At 63.0% G+C, this 16,770-nt stretch carries 20 protein-coding genes and 1 riboswitch; of the genes, 7 read left to right on the top strand and 13 right to left on the bottom strand.

The annotated features are described in order from the left end of the window. Positions 1 to 21: 21 nt before the first annotated feature. From GL286_RS11270 to GL286_RS11290, 5 genes are all read left to right on the top strand, one after another. Positions 22 to 744, top strand: coding sequence for an ABC transporter ATP-binding protein (locus tag GL286_RS11270; RefSeq protein WP_155095660.1), 723 nt, complete (start codon positions 22 to 24; stop codon positions 742 to 744). Then, positions 741 to 1,559 carry an ABC transporter permease gene (locus GL286_RS11275; RefSeq protein WP_155095661.1) on the top strand — a complete coding sequence of 273 codons (819 nt, stop codon included), beginning with the start codon at positions 741 to 743 and terminating at the stop codon, positions 1,557 to 1,559. Before GL286_RS11270 ends, GL286_RS11275 begins: the two co-directional genes overlap by 4 nt. Beyond that, positions 1,556 to 2,149: a hypothetical protein gene (locus tag GL286_RS11280; RefSeq protein ID WP_155095662.1), complete on the top strand. Its 594-nt coding sequence runs from the start codon at positions 1,556 to 1,558 to the stop codon at positions 2,147 to 2,149. The genes GL286_RS11275 and GL286_RS11280 overlap by 4 nt, the downstream gene beginning before the upstream one ends. Further along, positions 2,146 to 2,748, top strand: coding sequence for a molybdenum cofactor guanylyltransferase MobA (mobA, locus tag GL286_RS11285; RefSeq protein ID WP_155095663.1), 603 nt, complete (start codon positions 2,146 to 2,148; stop codon positions 2,746 to 2,748). The genes GL286_RS11280 and mobA overlap by 4 nt, the downstream gene beginning before the upstream one ends. Positions 2,749 to 2,889: 141 nt before the next feature. Further along, on the top strand, positions 2,890 to 4,152 hold the full coding sequence (locus GL286_RS11290; protein WP_155095664.1) for an Nramp family divalent metal transporter: 1,263 nt from the start codon (positions 2,890 to 2,892) through the stop codon (positions 4,150 to 4,152). Positions 4,153 to 4,191: 39 nt separating this feature from the next. Here GL286_RS11290 and GL286_RS11295 read toward each other — a convergent pair whose 3' ends face one another. The 12 genes from GL286_RS11295 to GL286_RS11350 form a co-directional block, all read right to left on the bottom strand. Beyond that, complete coding sequence (locus GL286_RS11295; RefSeq protein ID WP_155095665.1) at positions 4,192 to 4,923, bottom strand: ABC transporter permease; 732 nt, start codon at positions 4,921 to 4,923, stop codon at positions 4,192 to 4,194. Further along, entirely contained in the window at positions 4,920 to 5,624 is a 705-nt protein-coding gene (locus GL286_RS11300) for an ABC transporter ATP-binding protein (protein ID WP_155095666.1), read from the bottom strand. Before GL286_RS11300 ends, GL286_RS11295 begins: the two co-directional genes overlap by 4 nt. Continuing rightward, positions 5,621 to 6,292, bottom strand: a complete 672-nt coding sequence (gene tenA, locus GL286_RS11305; RefSeq protein ID WP_170295149.1) for a thiaminase II — start codon at positions 6,290 to 6,292, stop codon at positions 5,621 to 5,623. Before tenA ends, GL286_RS11300 begins: the two co-directional genes overlap by 4 nt. After that, entirely contained in the window at positions 6,289 to 7,227 is a 939-nt protein-coding gene (locus GL286_RS11310) for an ABC transporter substrate-binding protein (RefSeq protein ID WP_155095667.1), read from the bottom strand. Before GL286_RS11310 ends, tenA begins: the two co-directional genes overlap by 4 nt. Further along, positions 7,224 to 8,186, bottom strand: coding sequence for a HesA/MoeB/ThiF family protein (locus tag GL286_RS11315; RefSeq protein WP_170295150.1), 963 nt, complete (start codon positions 8,184 to 8,186; stop codon positions 7,224 to 7,226). Before GL286_RS11315 ends, GL286_RS11310 begins: the two co-directional genes overlap by 4 nt. Continuing rightward, the gene (locus GL286_RS11320; protein ID WP_155095669.1) at positions 8,183 to 8,779 is read right to left on the bottom strand and encodes a thiamine phosphate synthase; all 597 of its coding nucleotides are present in this window, start codon (positions 8,777 to 8,779) and stop codon (positions 8,183 to 8,185) included. Before GL286_RS11320 ends, GL286_RS11315 begins: the two co-directional genes overlap by 4 nt. Further along, complete coding sequence (locus GL286_RS11325) at positions 8,776 to 9,540, bottom strand: thiazole synthase (protein ID WP_155095670.1); 765 nt, start codon at positions 9,538 to 9,540, stop codon at positions 8,776 to 8,778. The genes GL286_RS11320 and GL286_RS11325 overlap by 4 nt, the downstream gene beginning before the upstream one ends. Position 9,541: 1 nt before the next feature. Next, a complete protein-coding gene (gene thiS, locus GL286_RS11330) occupies positions 9,542 to 9,739 on the bottom strand; it encodes a sulfur carrier protein ThiS (protein WP_155095671.1) in 198 nt (65 codons plus the stop codon). Further along, positions 9,723 to 10,700 (bottom strand): FAD-dependent oxidoreductase, encoded by a 978-nt coding sequence (locus tag GL286_RS11335; RefSeq protein WP_155095672.1) that lies wholly within the window; start codon positions 10,698 to 10,700, stop codon positions 9,723 to 9,725. Before GL286_RS11335 ends, thiS begins: the two co-directional genes overlap by 17 nt. Next, on the bottom strand, positions 10,697 to 11,512 hold the full coding sequence (gene thiD / locus GL286_RS11340) for a bifunctional hydroxymethylpyrimidine kinase/phosphomethylpyrimidine kinase (RefSeq protein WP_155095673.1): 816 nt from the start codon (positions 11,510 to 11,512) through the stop codon (positions 10,697 to 10,699). Before thiD ends, GL286_RS11335 begins: the two co-directional genes overlap by 4 nt. 72 nt (positions 11,513 to 11,584) lie before the next feature. Next, positions 11,585 to 11,689: riboswitch (TPP riboswitch) on the bottom strand. A 43-nt stretch (positions 11,690 to 11,732) separates the two neighbouring features. Continuing rightward, positions 11,733 to 12,731 carry an NAD-dependent epimerase/dehydratase family protein gene (locus tag GL286_RS11345; protein ID WP_155095674.1) on the bottom strand — a complete coding sequence of 333 codons (999 nt, stop codon included), beginning with the start codon at positions 12,729 to 12,731 and terminating at the stop codon, positions 11,733 to 11,735. Beyond that, complete coding sequence (locus GL286_RS11350; protein ID WP_155095675.1) at positions 12,728 to 13,894, bottom strand: nucleotide sugar dehydrogenase; 1,167 nt, start codon at positions 13,892 to 13,894, stop codon at positions 12,728 to 12,730. Before GL286_RS11350 ends, GL286_RS11345 begins: the two co-directional genes overlap by 4 nt. A gap of 137 nt (positions 13,895 to 14,031) precedes the next feature. Here GL286_RS11350 and GL286_RS11355 point away from each other — a divergent pair, with 137 nt between their 5' ends. Both GL286_RS11355 and GL286_RS11360 read left to right on the top strand, forming a co-directional pair. Further along, the gene (locus tag GL286_RS11355; protein ID WP_155095676.1) at positions 14,032 to 15,549 is read left to right on the top strand and encodes an aldehyde dehydrogenase (NADP(+)); all 1,518 of its coding nucleotides are present in this window, start codon (positions 14,032 to 14,034) and stop codon (positions 15,547 to 15,549) included. 136 nt (positions 15,550 to 15,685) lie between these two features. Beyond that, on the top strand, positions 15,686 to 16,300 hold the full coding sequence (locus GL286_RS11360; RefSeq protein WP_155095677.1) for an HAD family hydrolase: 615 nt from the start codon (positions 15,686 to 15,688) through the stop codon (positions 16,298 to 16,300). 4 nt (positions 16,301 to 16,304) lie between these two features. On the opposite strand, the gene aroQ is transcribed toward GL286_RS11360, so the two are convergent. Further along, positions 16,305 to 16,745 carry a type II 3-dehydroquinate dehydratase gene (gene aroQ, locus GL286_RS11365; protein WP_155095678.1) on the bottom strand — a complete coding sequence of 147 codons (441 nt, stop codon included), beginning with the start codon at positions 16,743 to 16,745 and terminating at the stop codon, positions 16,305 to 16,307. Positions 16,746 to 16,770 lie beyond the last annotated feature (25 nt).

A 16,770-nucleotide genomic window follows, 5' to 3' on the forward strand; every position in this document is an offset into this window, starting at 1 on the left:
TCTGGTCCGGACCCGCCCATAATGCTGCAAGACGCACTTTCCATCCAGAATGTCAGCCATAATTTCGGTCGCTTCGAGGCTTTGAAGAATGTCTCGCTGACGGTGCCGCGCGGCAGCTTTACCGCCCTTCTGGGCATAAACGGCGCGGGCAAGACGACGCTGTTCTCGCTGGTCACGCGGCTTTACGACAATGCCTCGGGCCGCATTGAGGTAGCGGGGCATGATCTGCGCCGCGCACCGGGTGCGGCTTTGGCGCGGTTGGGCGTCGTGTTCCAGTCCCGCTCGCTTGATACCGATCTGACCGTGGCGCAGAACCTTGCCTATCATGCTGCCCTGCACGGGATCTCGCGCCGCGAGGCCATGACCCGAGCAACCGAGGTCATGGCTATGGTGGGCCTCTCGGACCGGTTGCAAGCCAAGGTTTCGGCCCTATCGGGCGGGCAGCAACGGCGCGCGGAAATCGCCCGCGCGCTGATCCATCGCCCCGAGATCCTGCTGCTGGATGAAGCGACGGTGGGCCTTGACGTCAAGTCCCGCGCCGAGGTCGTGGAACTGACCCGCGACCTGACCCGCAGCGGCGTTTCGGCGCTGTGGGCCACGCATATCATGGATGAAATCCGCCCCGAGGACGGTCTTGTCATCCTGCACAAGGGGCAGGTTCTGGCCGATGGATCGGCCCAGGACATCACGGCAGGCGGCGATCTGACCCGGACCTTCCTGCGGCTCACGGGTGAAAACACATGAGCCATGAACTGACCCCACGCATGTGGCTGACCGCATTCCTTGGCATCGCGCGGCGCGAGACCCTGCGCTTCGTCAACCAGCGCGGGCGTTTCCTTGCGGCTCTGGTCCGGCCATTGGTCTGGCTGTTCATCTTTGCCGCCGGATTTCGCGCGGTGCTGGGCCTGTCCATCACGCCGCCCTACCAGACCTATGTGCTGTACGAGGTCTACGTGACCCCCGGCCTTGTCGCGATGATCCAGTTGTTCAACGGGATGCAGTCCTCGCTTTCGATGGTCTATGACCGCGAGACGGGGGCAATGCGGACGCTATTGGTCAGTCCGTTTCCGCGTTGGTTCCTGCTGGCCTCGAAGCTGGTGGCGGGGGTGATCGTCTCGATCATCCAGGTCTATACCTTCCTTGCCATCGCGTGGTTCTGGGATGTCGAGCCGCCGCTGATCGGCTATCTGACGGTTCTGCCCGCGCTGGTCCTGTCGGGGCTGATGCTGGGGGCGATGGGGCTGTTCCTGTCCTCGGCCATCCGGCAGCTGGAGAACTTCGCCGGCGTGATGAACTTCGTCATCTTCCCGATGTTCTTTGCCTCGACCGCGCTGTACCCGCTATGGCGGATGCGGGAAAGCTCGACTCTTTTGCATGACATTTGCGCGGTCAATCCCTTCACCCATGCGGTGGAGTTGATCCGCTTTGCCCTTTACGGGAAATTAGATCTGCTGTCCTTTTCGGTGGTGACGGGATGCCTGATCCTGTTCTTCGGTGCGGCGGTCTTCATGTATGATCCGGCCAAGGGACTTTGGGCACGACGAAAGGGGGGATTATGAAGGGGTTCATTCTGGCGCTTGTACTGACCGGTGCAACCGCCGCACATGCCGAGTCGAGCACCGATCCCGATTGGCCCTGTATCCAGCGCAAGCAGCCGCACCTTTCGCTGGGGCAGATGTGGTCCGGTCCCGAGCCCGACGATGCAATCCGCGCCATGGCAAGCATGCCCGAAATCGCGCATCTGGCCGAGCGGCTTGAGCAGCGTCGCCTGCCGATCGAGCAGGCCACGACCGAGATCGGCGAATTTGCTTCGGGGGCGGATAACCGGAAACTGACCGCGTTGATGGTGGCGATCTTTGATCGGGTGGACCCGCAGCGCAGCGCACTGATTTCGGGGATCGCGCGCTACGGGCACAAGCAGGTGGATTTGGCCAATCGGATCGAGGATCACCGCGCCAAGATGACGGAACTAGAAAAAGCAGAGAAGCCTGATTTCGATGCCATCGACGAAACGGAAAAACAGCTCGACTGGGATATGAGGATTTTTCAGGACCGGCAGCAATCGCTGACTTATGTCTGTGAAACACCCGTCATTCTTGAACAGCGGGTTTTTGCGCTGGCACGGGCAATTCAGGCGGGTCTGAAATGAGCCGTCCCCCCGCGATCATTCTGGCCGGAGGGCTGTCGACCCGCATGGGCGGCGGCAATAAAGGGCTGCGGCTGCTGGCAGGCGAAACGCTGCTGTCGCGGGTCATCGCGCGGATGCGCCCGCAATGTGATCTGCTGGCCCTGAATGCCAACGGTCATCCCGACCAGTTCGAGGATTATGACCTGCCGGTGATTGCCGACGGATTCGGGGGCTTTCCTGGGCCACTTGCGGGGATTCTGGCAGGAATGGAGTGGGCGGCAGCGCAAGGTATGGATTGCGTGGTCAGCGTCAGCGTGGATACCCCTTTCCTGCCGCAGGATCTGGTCCACCGCCTGCGCGAGGCCAAGGGACGCAACGGGCTGGCCATCGCTGCCAGCGAAGCCCCGAACGGAGAGTTGCGCGATCATCCAACATGCGGGTTATGGCCGGTCGGTCTGGCTGATGACCTGCATGCTGCACTGGAATCGGGGCTGCACCGGACCGGTCAGTTCGCGGCGGCCTATGATCCGGGGCGCGCGGTCTTCAACAGCAATCCGGTCGATCCCTTCCTGAACCTCAACTCGCCTCAGGATTTGGCAGATGCGGCGCGATACCTGTAATGATTGCGCCAACAGGCCTTTCTCGGGTTTCCCCTCGGGTTCCTGACCTGTAACCAGTTTCCGCGAATCGACGGTATCCAATGGTATACATTTACCGGATGCCGCGGGATGGAATCTGAATTACAATGAGAGGAGGCAAGGATGGCGAACCGAAACGATCATCCGACGGCCGCAGAGCCGAAATGGAACATTGTCGGTCCGGGTCTTGTCGTGGCTGCGACAGGTGTCGGTGCCGCGGATCTGATCGCAACCACCGTTGCTGGCAGCAAATATGGCTACGCCCTGCTTTGGGCGGTCATTGCGGGCTGCATCATGAAAGTCATCCTTGTCGAGGGCGCGGGCCGTTACAGCCTTGCCACCGGCAATACCATCTTCGAAGGCTGGAGTAGCCTTGGCCGTTGGACCCATTGGTATTTCGGCCCCTATATCGTCATCTGGGGCTTCGTTTACGGTGCTGCCGCCATGGCAGGAACAGGACTAGCGCTGTATTCGCTGTTCCCGTTCCTCAGCGTCGCTGTCTGGGGCATCCTGTCGGGGCTGGCGGGCCTCGCACTGGTCTGGTCGGGCCGCTATGATCTGTTCGAGAAAGTCCTGACCGTGATGGTCGTGCTGATGTTCGTCACGATGATCGTCGCTGCGGCCTGCACCTTGCCCAATCTGGGCGAGATCCTGACCGGTCTGGTTCCGACGATCCCGCAAGGCGCGATGATCAACGTCCTTAGTGTCGCAGGTGGCGTCGGCGGCACGATCACCCTTGCCGCCTATGGCTATTGGCTGCGTGAAAAGGGTTGGACCACGCCGCGCTTCATGCGGGTCATGCGTCTGGATAACGGCATCGCCTATCTGGTGACGGGCCTGTTCGTGATTGCGACGCTGATTGTCGGCGCCGAGCTGCTGCACTCTGCCGGAATTGCCATTGGCGGAGGCGATCAGGGCATGGTCGATCTGGCCGGTGTGTTGGGCGAGCGTTACGGCACCTTCATGAGCAAGCTGTTCCTGCTGGGCTTCTTTGCGGCCTCGATGAGCTCGCTCGTCGGCGTCTGGAACGGGGTCAGCCTGATGTTTGCCGATTTCGCCGGCCATGTTCAGGGCAAACCGCATGACCATCCCGACCGCTTGGCGGGTGGCCGTTACTACAAGGCCTATATCTTCTGGCTGACGGTTCCGCCGATGGCGATGATGTTCCTTGGCAAGCCGGTCTATCTGATTCTGGCTTACGGGGTGCTGGGCTCGTTGTTCATGCCGTTCATGGCGATCACCCTGCTGTGGATCCTGAACACCGACCGCGTTCCCGCCCAATGGCGCAACAAACCTCTGACCAACCTGATGCTGGTAATCTGTGCGCTGGCCTTCCTCGCGCTGGCCGTGAACGAACTTTACACCCGGCTTTCGGGTCTGTTCTGAAACTGATCGCTGCGCCCCGACCGGATGGGGCGCAGCATTTCAAACCGCGTAGCGCCGCCAGAGCCGCGCCACAGCGATCGCGACCAGACGCGCGAAAACGACCGTCATCACCGATAGAACCAGCAACGCGGCAAAGACCAGATCGGTCTTCATCCGTCCGTTGGCGTGGATCATCAGCGCACCAAGGCCACGCGCGCCTCCGACCCATTCGCCGATGACCGCACCGATGGGCGCGTAGACTGCTGCCAGCCGCAACCCCGTCGCCAGATAGGGCAAGGCGGCAGGAATGCGCAGATGGCGCATGATCCGGCCGCGTGAGGCCCCCATGACCTGTGCCAGGTCCAGCGCGGCCTGTGGCGTCCGGGCCAGCCCGTCCAGAAATGCCGAACAGACCGGAAAGAACACGATCAACACCGTCACCGCGATCTTGGGGGCCATGCCGAAACCCAGCCACAGGGTCAGGATTGGCGCCAGCGCGAATACCGGAATTGTCTGGCTGAATGTCAGGATCGGGCGCAGCACAGCCGTCAGCTTAGCCGAGAAGCCCATCGCGACGGCCAGCGCCGCCCCAAGCGCCGAGCCAAGGACGAAGCCCAGTGCAACCTCGGCTAAGGTGTAACCGGCATGGCGGGTGATCTCGGCGCGGTTGATCCATAGCGCCTCGGCGACGGATATGGGCGAGGGCAGCAGGAATGGCGGCATTCCAGCCAGCCAGATCACGCCCTGCCACAGCGCAAGGACGGTGACGATCAAGGCAAGGACCGTCCTCATGCCATCATCCCCCGCATCAGATCGGCCTGAAGGGCCAGAACCTCGGGCGCGTCATAGGGGCGGGCGGCGGCATCGGGACGTCGGGTCGGGACAGACCATTCGGTCAGACCATCCTCGCGCAAAAGCACGATGCGGTCGCCCAGACGGGCGGCCTCGGCGGGGTCGTGCGTGACCAGAAGTACGGTGCGGCCGTCCAGCAAGTGCGCAGAAAGATCCTGCATCTGGGCCCGCGTCCGCGCATCCAGCGCCGAGAACGGCTCGTCCAGCAGGACCAGAGGCCGGTCCTCGAACAGGGTCCGCGCAAGGGCCACGCGCTGGCGCTGCCCTCCTGACAGGTTCGAGGGAAGGTGATGGGCACGGTCGGCCAGACCGACTGCCTTGATCAGAGTTTCGGCGCGGGCCGGATCTGGGTTTTCGCCGCGCAGCCTTGCCCCCAGCGTGACGTTGCCCGTCACATCCAGCCAGCCGATCAGGCCGGGGTCTTGGGCCATGAGGGCGACGGGGCGGTTGGTTTCCACCCGCCCTTCGAAGCGCGCGCCGGTTTCCAGCCCCGCGATCAGCCGCAGGATGGTGGATTTGCCCACCCCCGACGGCCCCAGAAGACAGGTCCATCCCGTCGTGCCCAGTTCCAGATCGACCGGCGCGAACAGGGCGGTGTCGCCCACCCAAGCCCGCCCACGGACAATCGCGGCGGCGCTCATGCGCGGCCCAGATCCCAGAACGCGACCTCCAGCCTTGTGGCGGTGGCGAAGCGTTTGGTCAGCATGGCCCAGCGAGGGCTGGCTTCAGGCTGGTTGCCCAGACGTTTGCGGATCGCGCTATCCAGCAACGCGCCCGCCTCGGCACAGGCGGTCTGGTAGTCTGCGCCAGCATAGGTATCGATCCATTCGCGATAGGGTGTGTCCGGCACACAGTCGCGCGCCAGCCGCAAGCCGATCTCGCCATAGCCCAGCACGCAGGGCATCAGCGCGGCCAGCAGGTCCAGAAAATCGCCCGACAGGCCCGCATCCATGACGTATCGCGTATAGGCGATATTGGTCATGGCCTCGGGCGTGTTGACCATCGCCTCGATATCGATTCCGGCGGCAGAGCAGGTCTGGACATGCAGCGACATCTCGTGGTCGAGCAAGGTGTGGACCGTGGCCGAACAGGCGCGCATCTCGTCCAGATCGCCCGCCTTGACCACCGCCAAAGCCCATGCGCGGGAAAAGTTGATCAGGAACAGATAGTCCTGCACCAAATAGGTCAGGAAATCGGCGCGGGGCAACGTCCCGTCGCGCAATCCTTCGACAAAGGGGTGGTGGGTATAGGCGTCCCAATCGGGTTGGGACGCCTGACGCCATAGCTCGAATGCCTGACCGTAGCTCACTTTGCACCTACGTCGATCGCCAGATCCGATACCGGCAGGACGCTGTCGATCAGTCCGGCTTCCTTCAGGAACGTCTCGAAATGCGCATAGCGGCCCTGATCCAGCGCGGCGGGGCTTTGCGAAAAGCGGGGCAGGGTTTGCTTCCACGCCTCGGCGTTCAACTCGTCCTTCAGGTCGGGCGCAGTGCCCGAGAACAGTTCCCATGCCTCGTCAGGGTGGTTGACCATGTATTGCGCGCCACGCTCGACCGCGTGCAGGAAACGGGCGGTGCGTTCGGTGTCCAGAGTGGCGGGGTTCGCGACGAAGATCAGTTCGTCATAGGTCGGCACGCCTTGCTCCTCGACAAAGAAGCAGCGTCCTTCCGCGCCTTCCAGACGCATCTGGGTCAGTTCGAAATTGCGGTAGCCGCCGATGGTGGCATCGACCTGACCGGCGATCAGCGACGGCGACAGCGACCAGTTGACGTTGACCATCTCCACATCGGACATGCCCAGCCCCGCGGTTTTCAGGATCTGGCCGACCAGAGCCTCCTCGACGCCGGAAACCGAATAGCCGATCTTCTTGCCCTTGAGGTCCTCGATCTTCTGGACCGGACCATCGGCCTTGACCATCAGGCAGTTCAGCGGCGTCGCGATCAGCGTTCCGACGCGTTTCAGCGGCAGCCCCTCGTGGACCTGCAGATGCAGTTGTGGCTGGTAGCTGATCGCGTAATCCGCCTTGCCGGCCGCGACCAGTTTCGGTGGGTCCGAGGGATCGGCGGGGGCGACGACCTCGACCTCAAGGCCCTCGTCCTTGAAGAAGCCCTTCTCCTGCGCGACGATGATGGGGGCGTGGTCGGGGTTCACGAACCAATCCAGCATCAGCGTGACCTTGTCGGCGGCCAATGCGGGTTGAGAGATCAGCGCCAGCAAGGCGGCGGGGATCAGGTGCTTCATTCCGTGTCGTCTCCAAGAGCCAGAAGGGTGATTTCGCCGCACCATCGGCGGGCAAGCTGGTCGGCCGCGCGCCACGAGCGCAGGCCAGAGCGGCAGGCCAGCACGATACGTTGGCCCGTTTCGGGAAGGGGTCCGGTTTCGCCATAGCCGGGGATGCGCAGCGCGTCGGGTGTCGCCTTGCGCGGCGCTTCGTCTTCGGGGCGCAGGTCGATGACCATGTCGCCGTCGCGGATCTGGTCGCGCGCGATGAAGCGCGGGCCGTCGGCCTCGGGGGCGTTGTCAAAGCGGAATTGGGTGAAACGACCGTTTTCGAGCCGCGTAAACTGACCCAAGAGCGAGGGCGCAAGCCCAAGGATCACCCCCAGCGTCATCTGCGCTTGCAGGCAACCCAGCATCCCGACAACCGGACCCAACACGCCGGCAGTCGCGCATGTCTGTCCGCTATCGGGCGGATCGGGGAACAGGGCTCGCAGGCTGGGCGCGGTGCCGCAAAAGCCGCCGACATAGCCAGACATGCCCAAGGCAGAGGCCGAGATCAGCGGCTTGCCGACCGCCAGACATGCATCTGACAGCGTATAACTGGCGGCGTAGCTGTCGGCGCAATCCAGCACGACATCGGCTTCCCAGACCAGCGCCGGAGCATTGGCCGGTGTCAGTCGATCAACCAGCGCCGTAATTCTGACATCGGGGTTCAGCCGAGCGACAGCCTTGGCAGCAGCGCGGACCTTGGGCTTACCAAGATCCTTCATGCGATACAGCGGCTGGCGGTGAAGGTTGGTTTCCTCGACCAGATCGGGGTCGATCAGGGTGATGCGTCCGATGCCAGCTCCCGCAAGATATTGCAGGGCCGGTACGCCAAGGCCACCGGCTCCGACGATCAGAACATGGGCGGAGCCAATCCGTGCCTGCCCGTCGGCTCCGACCTCGGGCAGGATCATCTGGCGGGCAAAGCGGTTCATGCGGCGACCTTCAGCCATTCGCGGATGCGGGCCTCGGGGTCGGGGTTCAGGGTGATGTCGGTCACAGCGGATGCGATATCGGCTCCGGCCTCAAACGCCAGCGCGGCGCGTTCGGGCGTCATGCCCCCGATCGCGACCAGAGGCGTATCACCGACAAGGCGCTTCCATTCGCTTACGCGCTCTAGCCCTTGCTGTTCCCATTTCATCTTCTTCAGGATCGTCGGCCAGACCGGACCCAGCGCGATATATTCGGGGCCGAAGGACAAGGCGCGGTCGAGTTCCGCATTGTCATGGGTCGAAAGCCCCAGCCGGAGGCCTGCGCGCCGGATCGCGGTGATGTCGGCCACGTCCAGATCCTCTTGCCCCAGATGGATGAAATCGCAACCCAGATCGATGGCCTCGCGCCAATGGTCATTGACCACCAGCGTCGCACCATGCTCGCGGCAAAGATCGCGGGCCAGCGTCAGTTCGGCCAACAGGGCCTCGGGCGGCAGGTCCTTGATGCGGATCTGCACCAGCTTGACGCCAAGGGGTAAAGCGCGCCTCAGCCAGCCGGTATTGTCGAAGATCGGATAGAAACGGGGAAAGCTCATCCAAGCACCGCCATGCCGAATAGGGGGGTCGAGGGCGCGGCCATATCCCGCGCCTCGATCGGGTTCGCGGCATGAGCCAGTTGGCCTGCCTCGATGGCCAAGGCCATAGCGCGGGCCATGGCGACGGGATCGCCCGCCTTGGCGACGGCAGTGTTCAGCAGCACAGCGTCAAAACCAAGCTCCATCGCTTGGGCCGCGTGGCTGGGCAGGCCGATCCCCGCATCGACGACCAAAGGCACATCGGGGAAATGCGCGCGCAGACTGCGCAGCCCGTAGGGATTGTTCAGCCCTCGACCCGAGCCGATGGGCGCGCCCCAAGGCATCAGCACCTCGCAGCCCGCGTCAAGAAGCCGCCCGCAAACGGACAGATCCTCGGTGCAATAGGGAAAGACCTGAAAGCCGTCATCGGCAAGGATCTTCGCGGCCTCGACAAGCGCGATCACGTCGGGGCAAAGCGTGTCATCGTCGCGGATGACCTCAAGTTTGATCCAAGGCGTGTCGAACAATTCGCGCGCCATCTGGGCAGTGGTCACGGCCTCGCGCACGGAGTGGCAACCTGCGGTATTGGGCAGGACGGGAACGCCGAGCCCCTTGATCAAGGCGTGGAAATCCTGACCTTGCCCGCCCTCGCGGCGCAGGCTGACGGTGGCGATGCCCGCGCCCGAGGCACGGAAGGCCTCGGCCATGATCGCGGGCGAGGGGTATTGCGCCGTGCCCAGCATCAGTGGGCTTTCGACATGGGTTCCGTAGAATTGCGGCATGTCAGCCTCCTTGCATGGGGGCGACGACTTCCAACGCGTCCCCGTCCTTGAGCGTAGTCGTGGTCCGGATTCCTGCGGGCAGGAAATCTCCGTTCAGCGCGGTGGCCACCTTGGCCTGACCCAAGCCGATCTCGGTCAGCGCCTGCTGCACGGTCGGGCCGTTCAGGTCGCGCGGAACTCCGTTAAGGGTGATCTTCATCCATGAACTCCGGTTTCTCGCCCGTGGTGATGTATTCGGCGGCCATGCGGGCTACCGCAGGTGCCAACAGGTAGCCGTGGCGGTATAGACCATTGGCGAACAGCGTGTTCCCGCGTCGGCGGAGGCGGGGCAGGTTGTCGGGGAAGGCGGGGCGGGCATCCGATCCCAGTTCAAGGATCTCGGCCTCGGCAAATCCGGGATGCAGCGCATAGGCGGCAGACAGCATTTCGACGGCGGAACGTGCGGTGACGCGGTATTTTCCGCCGGTTTCAAGCATGGTCGCGCCGATCATGTAGACGCCATCGCCGCGCGGCACGACGTAAAGCGGGATGCGCGGATGCAGCAAACGGACGGTGCGGGTCAGGTTCACCTCGGGGCAGCGCAGGACCAGCATCTCGCCGCGAACGCCGCGAAGGTCGGTCAACTCGTCGCGCGCGCTCAGCCCTCGTGCATCCACGACCATGCCGGTCGGAGCGCCTTCGGCTTCGATCTCGATGCCCTGCTCGGCCAAACGGTCGCGCAGTGTGACCAAAGCCTTGCGCGGATTCAGGTGTGCCTCGGTGCCGAAGAAAAGTCCCCGCTGGAAGCGGCCATCCAACTCGGGTTCAAGCGTCGAGATCTCGGCTCCGCTGACCGCTTGGTGGGTTTCCGTCATGCGGGCAAAGCGGTCCAATTCGGCCTTGTCGCGCGAGGGGGCCAGCACCAGCGTCCCGCGATGGGTCACTTCGGCACCGTTGGCCTGCCACCAGCCGATCGCGTCAAGGCCAAGGCGGACGACGACAGGTTCGGCGCTTTCGGCCTCGCAATAGGGGGCAAGCATCCCGCCAGCCCGCCAACTGCACGCATGCGAGCCGGGTTTTCCGGCGGGGTCGATAAGGCGTGGACGCAGGCCGCGCGCGGCCAGTTCGGTCGCAATCGCAAGGCCCATAACGCCCGCGCCGAGAATGGTGATTTGGGTCATGATTTCCCCCATAGCTCGTGGAAGTGGTGGACCGGGCCATGGCCCAGCCCGACCGCCAGTTCGTCGGCGGCGGCAATGGCACCCTGTAACCAGCGATGCGCGTTCGTGACGGCCTCGGTGACGGTCTGGCCCGAAGCCAGTCCGGCGGCGATGGCGGATGACAACGAGCATCCGGTGCCGTGAGTGTTGCGCGTGATTTGGCGCGCAACGGAAAGGGTCAAGGGTGTCGGTCCGATCAGAAGGTCGGTGCAAACCTCGCCCGAGGCATGTCCGCCCTTCATCAGGACATAGGTCGCGCCAAGCGCCCGCAGCGCCTCGCCTTGTTCGGCCAGTTGTTCCGGCGTTTCGGCGGGCGCACATTCCAGCAGCCGCGCGGCTTCGGGTAGGTTCGGGGTCAGGACGGTTGCCAAAGGGATCAGGCGGTCGCGCAGGGCGGTGACGGCAAGATCCGGCAGCAGTGCATCACCCGATTTCGCGACCATCACGGGATCCAGCACCACGGGAACCGCATTGGTGCGCAAATGGGCTTCCAGCCGTTCCGCGACCGTTGTGATGACGTCTGGCCCGCCGACCATGCCGATCTTGACCGCACGCACGTCCAGATCGCCGAATACCGCGTCGATCTGGGCTGCGACCATCGCGGGGCTGACGGATTCGACTGCGGCCACGGTGCGGGTGTTCTGCGCGGTGATCGCCGTGATCACGGATGCGCCATAGACCTCCATAGCCGAAAAGCTTTTCAGGTCCGCCTGAATACCTGCGCCGCCGCCACTGTCCGAACCGGCAATGGTCAGTGCGATGGGATGAGACATGGCCCGCCTTTCATCAAAAGCGGGTCAGGCAGTTCGGGGGATATGCGCCGATTATGGCCAAGGATGGCCCGAATGCGGCACTCTACCCTTCCCTACGCCGGCATGACCCGGATCAGGTTCGATGGGTCGGTGCCTTGCACCTCTCAGCCCCGTCGCGGGACTCCCCAAGTGTAGAAATTGTGCTGATAATCTAAGGCCAGCCGGCGCGACCCGCAAGAGGTCAAAGATAATAGCTGCGGAACCAGTCCACATAGGCCGCCACGCCCTCACGCACCTGCGTTTCGGGCGCATAACCCGTCAGGCTGCGCAAAAGCGTGGTATCGGCCCATGTCGCGGGAACGTCGCCCGGCTGCATGGGCAGCAGATCCTTGATCGCTTCCCGACCTGTCGCGGCTTCGAATGCGGCGATGAAATCCAGCAGTTCGACCGGTGCGCCATTGCCGATATTCACGACGCGGAAAGGCGCGACCGAGGACAGGCTATCCTCGGGCCCGACCGGAGTATCGCCGGGAACCGTATCCATCAGAAGCCGGATCGCACGGACCAGATCAGTGACATAGGTAAAGTCGCGCCGCATGTCGCCGTGATTGAACACCCTGATCGGCTTGCCAGCCAGAATCGCGCTCGTGAACAGCCACGGAGCCATGTCCGGACGCCCCCAAGGCCCATAAACCGTGAAAAAGCGGAACATCGTCACCGGCAGGCCGAACAGATGCGAGTAGCTATGCGCCATGGCTTCGGTCGACTTTTTCGAAGCCGCGTAGAACGACATCTGCAGATCGGCCTTATCCGTCTCGCGGTAGGGCATCCTTGTGTTCGCGCCATATGCCGAACTGGTCGAGGCCAGCAGCAGGTGCCTTGGCGGATGGGCGCGCGCGGCTTCGAGCAGTTCGAACGTGCCGATCAGGTTCGATTGCAGATAGGCGCGGGGATTGTCGATCGAATGCCGGACTCCGGCTTGTGCGGCCAGATGGACGACCAGATCGAGACGATGCGTGGCAAAGATATCGGCCAGCACATCGGGCTCCTCGACGCGGGCATGAATTGCGGTGAAGCGGGGATGCTGGCGCAGTCGCGCCTCGCGGGCTTCTTTCAGCGCGGGGTCGTAATAGACGTCATGGGCATCCAGTCCGATGACGTCGTTTCCTTCGGCCAACAGTAGTTCGGACAGGTGATAGCCGATGAAACCGGCCGATCCGGTAACGAGGACTCGCATCAATCTACCCCATAAAGGTCGCGGGTGTAGACCTTGCCTTCGACATCCAGCAGATCGGGACTCATCCGGTTGGCGATGATCAGATCCGACTGTTCCTTGAACCTCGCAAGGTTGCGCACGACCGGACTTTGGAAGAAATCTTCCTCGGCCAGCGCGGGCTCATAGACGATACAGGGAATGCCCTTGGCCTTGATCCGTTTCATGATGCCCTGGATCGAGCTGTCGCGGAAATTGTCCGAGCCTGCCTTCATCACAAGCCGGTAGACGCCGACCAGTTTCGGACGGCGGGCGATGATTTCATCGGCGATAAAGTCCTTGCGGGTGCGGTTTGATTCGACGACCGCCGCGATCAATTGCTGCGGCACCTGATCATAATTGGCCAAAAGCTGTTTGGCATCCTTTGGCAGGCAGTATCCGCCATAGCCGAAACTCGGGTTATTGTAGTGAGCGCCGATGCGTGGGTCCAGACCGACGCCCTCGATGATGTCGCGGGTGTTCAGCCCGCGCGACAATGCGTAGCTGTCGAGTTCGTTGAAATAGGCGATGCGCAGCGCAAGATAGGTGTTCGAGAACAGCTTGATGGCCTCGGCCTCGACCGCGCCGGTAAACAGCACGGGCATGTCCTTGCTGACGGCGCCTTCGACCAGAAGATCGGCGAATTGATGCGCTTGCGGCGTGTCATCGCCGACAACGATGCGCGAGGGATAAAGGTTGTCATAAAGCGCGCGGCCCTCGCGTAGGAATTCGGGCGAGAACATGATCCCCGCATAGTCGAACTGCGTCCGCATTTCGGTCGCGAAACCAACGGGAACGGTCGATTTCACGACGATTGTCGCATTCGGCGCGTATTCCCTAGCAAGCCCTATGACGCGCTGCACGCTGGATGTGTCGAAATGGTTCGTGCGGGTGTCGTAATTCGTCGGCGTGGCGATCACGACAAAGTTCGCGCCGGTCAGCGCCTCGGCGGCATCGGTGGTTGCTTCAAGATCAAGGGGCTTGTCGGCCAGAAACCTTGCGATCTCGTGGTCTTCGATCGGAGAGCGTCGGGCGTTGACCTGATCGACGCGGGATTTGTTGATATCCAGCGCAACGACCTTGTTGTGCTGGGCAAGTAGGACGCCAATTGACATCCCGACATAGCCCAAGCCTGCGACTGTGATCTTCATCGTGGCGTCCACATCCTTGTTTGTGCCAGCCCTAACATAGGCAATCTGGGCGAAGAAGCCGCAGATTTGGTCATGCGACTTGCGACCGGTATACCAAGATGCCAAATAGAGCCCGACCAAACGGAGGACCTCCCCCAATGACCTTCACCCCTCATGGCAAACATCTGATCGCTGGCGAATGGGTCGCGACCGAGCAGACTTTCCAATCCGAACCGGCCACCGGACCGGTGCATTCGTTCAGCGTCGGCACCGTCGATCTGGTGAACCGCGCCTGTGAAGCCGCCGAAGACGCGTTCTGGAGCTACGGCTACAGCTCGCGCGAAGAGCGTGCGCTGTTCCTTGAAGCCATCGCGGACGAGATCGAAGCCCGTGCCGATGCGATCACCCAGATCGGCAGCCAGGAAACCGGCCTGCCGGAAGCCCGCCTGCAAGGCGAGCGTGGCCGCACCACCGGCCAGTTGCGTCTGTTCGCAAGCCACATCCGCAAGGGCGACTACCTTGACCGCCGCTTCGACGCGGCTATGCCCGACCGCAAACCGGCACCGCGTCCGGAACTGCGCCTTGTCGAGCGTCCCATCGGTCCGGTTGCCGTTTTCGGTGCCTCGAACTTCCCGCTGGCATTCTCGACGGCTGGTGGTGACACCGCAGCCGCTCTGGCCGCTGGTTGCCCCGTCGTCGTCAAAGGTCACTCGGCCCATCCCGGCACCGGCGAGATCGTTGCCGAAGCCGTCGCCGCAGCAATCGCGAAATGCGGTCTGCATCCGGGCGTCTTCAGCCTGATCCAGGGCGGTCGCCGCGACGTCGGCACGGCACTGGTCCAGCACCCGTTCATCAAGGCGGTCGGCTTCACCGGCTCGCTGGCTGGTGGCCGTGCGCTGTTCGATCTGTGTGCGCAGCGCCCCGAGCCGATCCCCTTCTTCGGCGAGCTGGGCTCGGTCAACCCGATGTTCCTGCTGCCGGAAGCCATGGCTGCCCGCGCCGAAGAACTGGGCACCGGTTGGGCCGGTTCGCTGACCATGGGCGCAGGCCAGTTCTGCACCAATCCGGGCATTTCGGTCGTGATCGACGGTCCGGATGCCGACCGTTACACCGCCGCTGCCAAAGCGGGTCTGGAAAAAGTCGGCGCGCAGACCATGCTGACCGACGGTATCGCGAAAGCCTACCGCGATGGCAAAGAGCGCTTCGAGTCGCGCAACTCGGTGACTCCGGTCTATACGACCGAGTCGGCTGACCGCGTTGCCAACCCGAACCTCTATGAAACCACCGCCGAAGCCTATCTGCAGGACCATGCGCTGGGTGAAGAAGTCTTCGGCCCGCTTGGTCTGGTTGTGCGCGTCGCTGACGTGGACGAGATGGTGAAACTGGCGAAAGGTTTCGAAGGTCAGCTGACCACGACCCTGCACATGGATGCGGGCGATCTGGACGACGCGCTGAAACTTCGCCCGATCCTCGAGCGCAAGGCTGGCCGCGTGATGGTCAACGGTTTCCCGACCGGCGTGGAAGTTGTCGACTCGATGGTGCATGGCGGGCCGTATCCGGCTTCGACGAACTTCGGCGCGACCTCGGTCGGTACGCTGTCGATCCGTCGCTTCCTGCGTCCGGTCAGCTACCAGAACTTCCCGGAAGCCCTGCTGCCGGAAGATCTGCGCGGCTGATTTCGCGCTGCATCGCAAGACTTCGTGCCACGGGACCCGCGTCCCGTGGCATTTCCATTTCTACCGCTGACTTGACCACAAGGAGCGGCTGATTCAGTTTGCGCGGACAAATGGCGGCGGCATCGGAGTTCGGGAAATGACGGCGACGAAACATGTGATTTTCGATCTGGGCGCGGTCCTGATCGAATGGGATGCGGCGCTGGCCTTTGCCGATGTCTTTACCACCCGCGACGCCGCCGAAAGCTGGATGCACGAGATCGGTTTTGTGGCTTGGAACCGCTTGCAGGATGGTGGCCGCAGTTTTGACGACGGGCTGGCCGCAGCCAAAGCCGAACACGGCGATCTCGCGCGGCATCTGAAAGGCTATCTGGCGGCCTTTCCTGTCACCATCGAAAAGACCGTTCCGGGAAGCTGGGAGATCCTCGAGGATCTGGCCACCCGCGACGTGCCGCTTTATGCCATTACAAACTGGGCCGCGGAAACATGGCCTGCGGCGCTGGAACTGCACCCGCGTCTGGCCACGGTGTTCAAGGATATCGTCGTCTCGGGGCAGGTGGCGCAACTCAAGCCCGACGCGGCGATCTATCAGCTATTGATGGCGCGCAACGGACTCGAGGCCAAGGATTGCATCTTCATTGACGACAGCGCGGCGAATGTCGAAGGCGCGCGCGCTGTCGGCATGGATGCAATCCATTTCACCGGAGCCGAGGCACTCGCACGGGAACTTGCCTTGCGCGGGGTCTTCGGCTAGCGCGTCACGCCGCGCCGATCAGCGGCGCAAGGTGGCGAAGCGCCAGCAGATAGCCGTTGGTTCCCAGACCTGCGATCACCCCCTCGGCCCGCAGGCTGACATAGGAGTGATGGCGGAAGCTCTCGCGTTTGTGGATGTTCGAGATATGGACCTCGATCACCGGCGCATCGAAGGTGTTCAGCGCATCGAGGATCGCGACCGAGGTATGGGTAAGCGCACCGGGATTGATCACGATCGCATCGGCCTTGTGACGCGCCTCGTGGATGGTGTCGACGATGACGCCTTCGTGGTTGGATTGGAAGAAACGGATCTCCAACCCCAGTTCGCGACCTAGCTCGGTGCAGGACTGTTCGACATCGGCCAGTGTGGTGCTGCCGTAGATCTCGGGCTGGCGTTGACCAAGCAGGTTCAGGTTCGGGCCGTTCAGGATATAGACGGTGGGCATGGCTTCCTCGTGGCGCAGGCGGGCA

It is taken from the genome of Paracoccus aestuariivivens (assembly GCF_009711225.1).
Classification (GTDB): domain Bacteria; phylum Pseudomonadota; class Alphaproteobacteria; order Rhodobacterales; family Rhodobacteraceae; genus Paracoccus; species Paracoccus aestuariivivens.

Bases quoted from the DNA above. Each gene is read 5' to 3' on its own strand.
- GL286_RS11270 (WP_155095660.1), top strand. From the start codon at position 22: ATGCTGCAAGACGCACTTTCCATCCAGAATGTCAGCCATAATTTCGGT.
- GL286_RS11275 (WP_155095661.1), top strand. From the start codon at position 741: ATGAGCCATGAACTGACCCCACGCATGTGGCTGACCGCATTCCTTGGC.
- GL286_RS11280 (WP_155095662.1), top strand. From the start codon at position 1,556: ATGAAGGGGTTCATTCTGGCGCTTGTACTGACCGGTGCAACCGCCGCA.
- mobA (WP_155095663.1), top strand. From the start codon at position 2,146: ATGAGCCGTCCCCCCGCGATCATTCTGGCCGGAGGGCTGTCGACCCGC.
- GL286_RS11290 (WP_155095664.1), top strand. From the start codon at position 2,890: ATGGCGAACCGAAACGATCATCCGACGGCCGCAGAGCCGAAATGGAAC.
- GL286_RS11295 (WP_155095665.1), bottom strand. From the start codon at position 4,923: ATGAGGACGGTCCTTGCCTTGATCGTCACCGTCCTTGCGCTGTGGCAG.
- GL286_RS11300 (WP_155095666.1), bottom strand. From the start codon at position 5,624: ATGAGCGCCGCCGCGATTGTCCGTGGGCGGGCTTGGGTGGGCGACACC.
- GL286_RS11310 (WP_155095667.1), bottom strand. From the start codon at position 7,227: ATGAAGCACCTGATCCCCGCCGCCTTGCTGGCGCTGATCTCTCAACCC.
- GL286_RS11315 (WP_170295150.1), bottom strand. From the start codon at position 8,186: ATGAACCGCTTTGCCCGCCAGATGATCCTGCCCGAGGTCGGAGCCGAC.
- GL286_RS11320 (WP_155095669.1), bottom strand. From the start codon at position 8,779: ATGAGCTTTCCCCGTTTCTATCCGATCTTCGACAATACCGGCTGGCTG.
- GL286_RS11325 (WP_155095670.1), bottom strand. From the start codon at position 9,540: ATGCCGCAATTCTACGGAACCCATGTCGAAAGCCCACTGATGCTGGGC.
- thiS (WP_155095671.1), bottom strand. From the start codon at position 9,739: ATGAAGATCACCCTTAACGGAGTTCCGCGCGACCTGAACGGCCCGACC.
- GL286_RS11335 (WP_155095672.1), bottom strand. From the start codon at position 10,700: ATGACCCAAATCACCATTCTCGGCGCGGGCGTTATGGGCCTTGCGATT.
- thiD (WP_155095673.1), bottom strand. From the start codon at position 11,512: ATGTCTCATCCCATCGCACTGACCATTGCCGGTTCGGACAGTGGCGGC.
- GL286_RS11350 (WP_155095675.1), bottom strand. From the start codon at position 13,894: ATGAAGATCACAGTCGCAGGCTTGGGCTATGTCGGGATGTCAATTGGC.
- GL286_RS11355 (WP_155095676.1), top strand. From the start codon at position 14,032: ATGACCTTCACCCCTCATGGCAAACATCTGATCGCTGGCGAATGGGTC.
- GL286_RS11360 (WP_155095677.1), top strand. From the start codon at position 15,686: ATGACGGCGACGAAACATGTGATTTTCGATCTGGGCGCGGTCCTGATC.
- aroQ (WP_155095678.1), bottom strand. From the start codon at position 16,745: ATGCCCACCGTCTATATCCTGAACGGCCCGAACCTGAACCTGCTTGGT.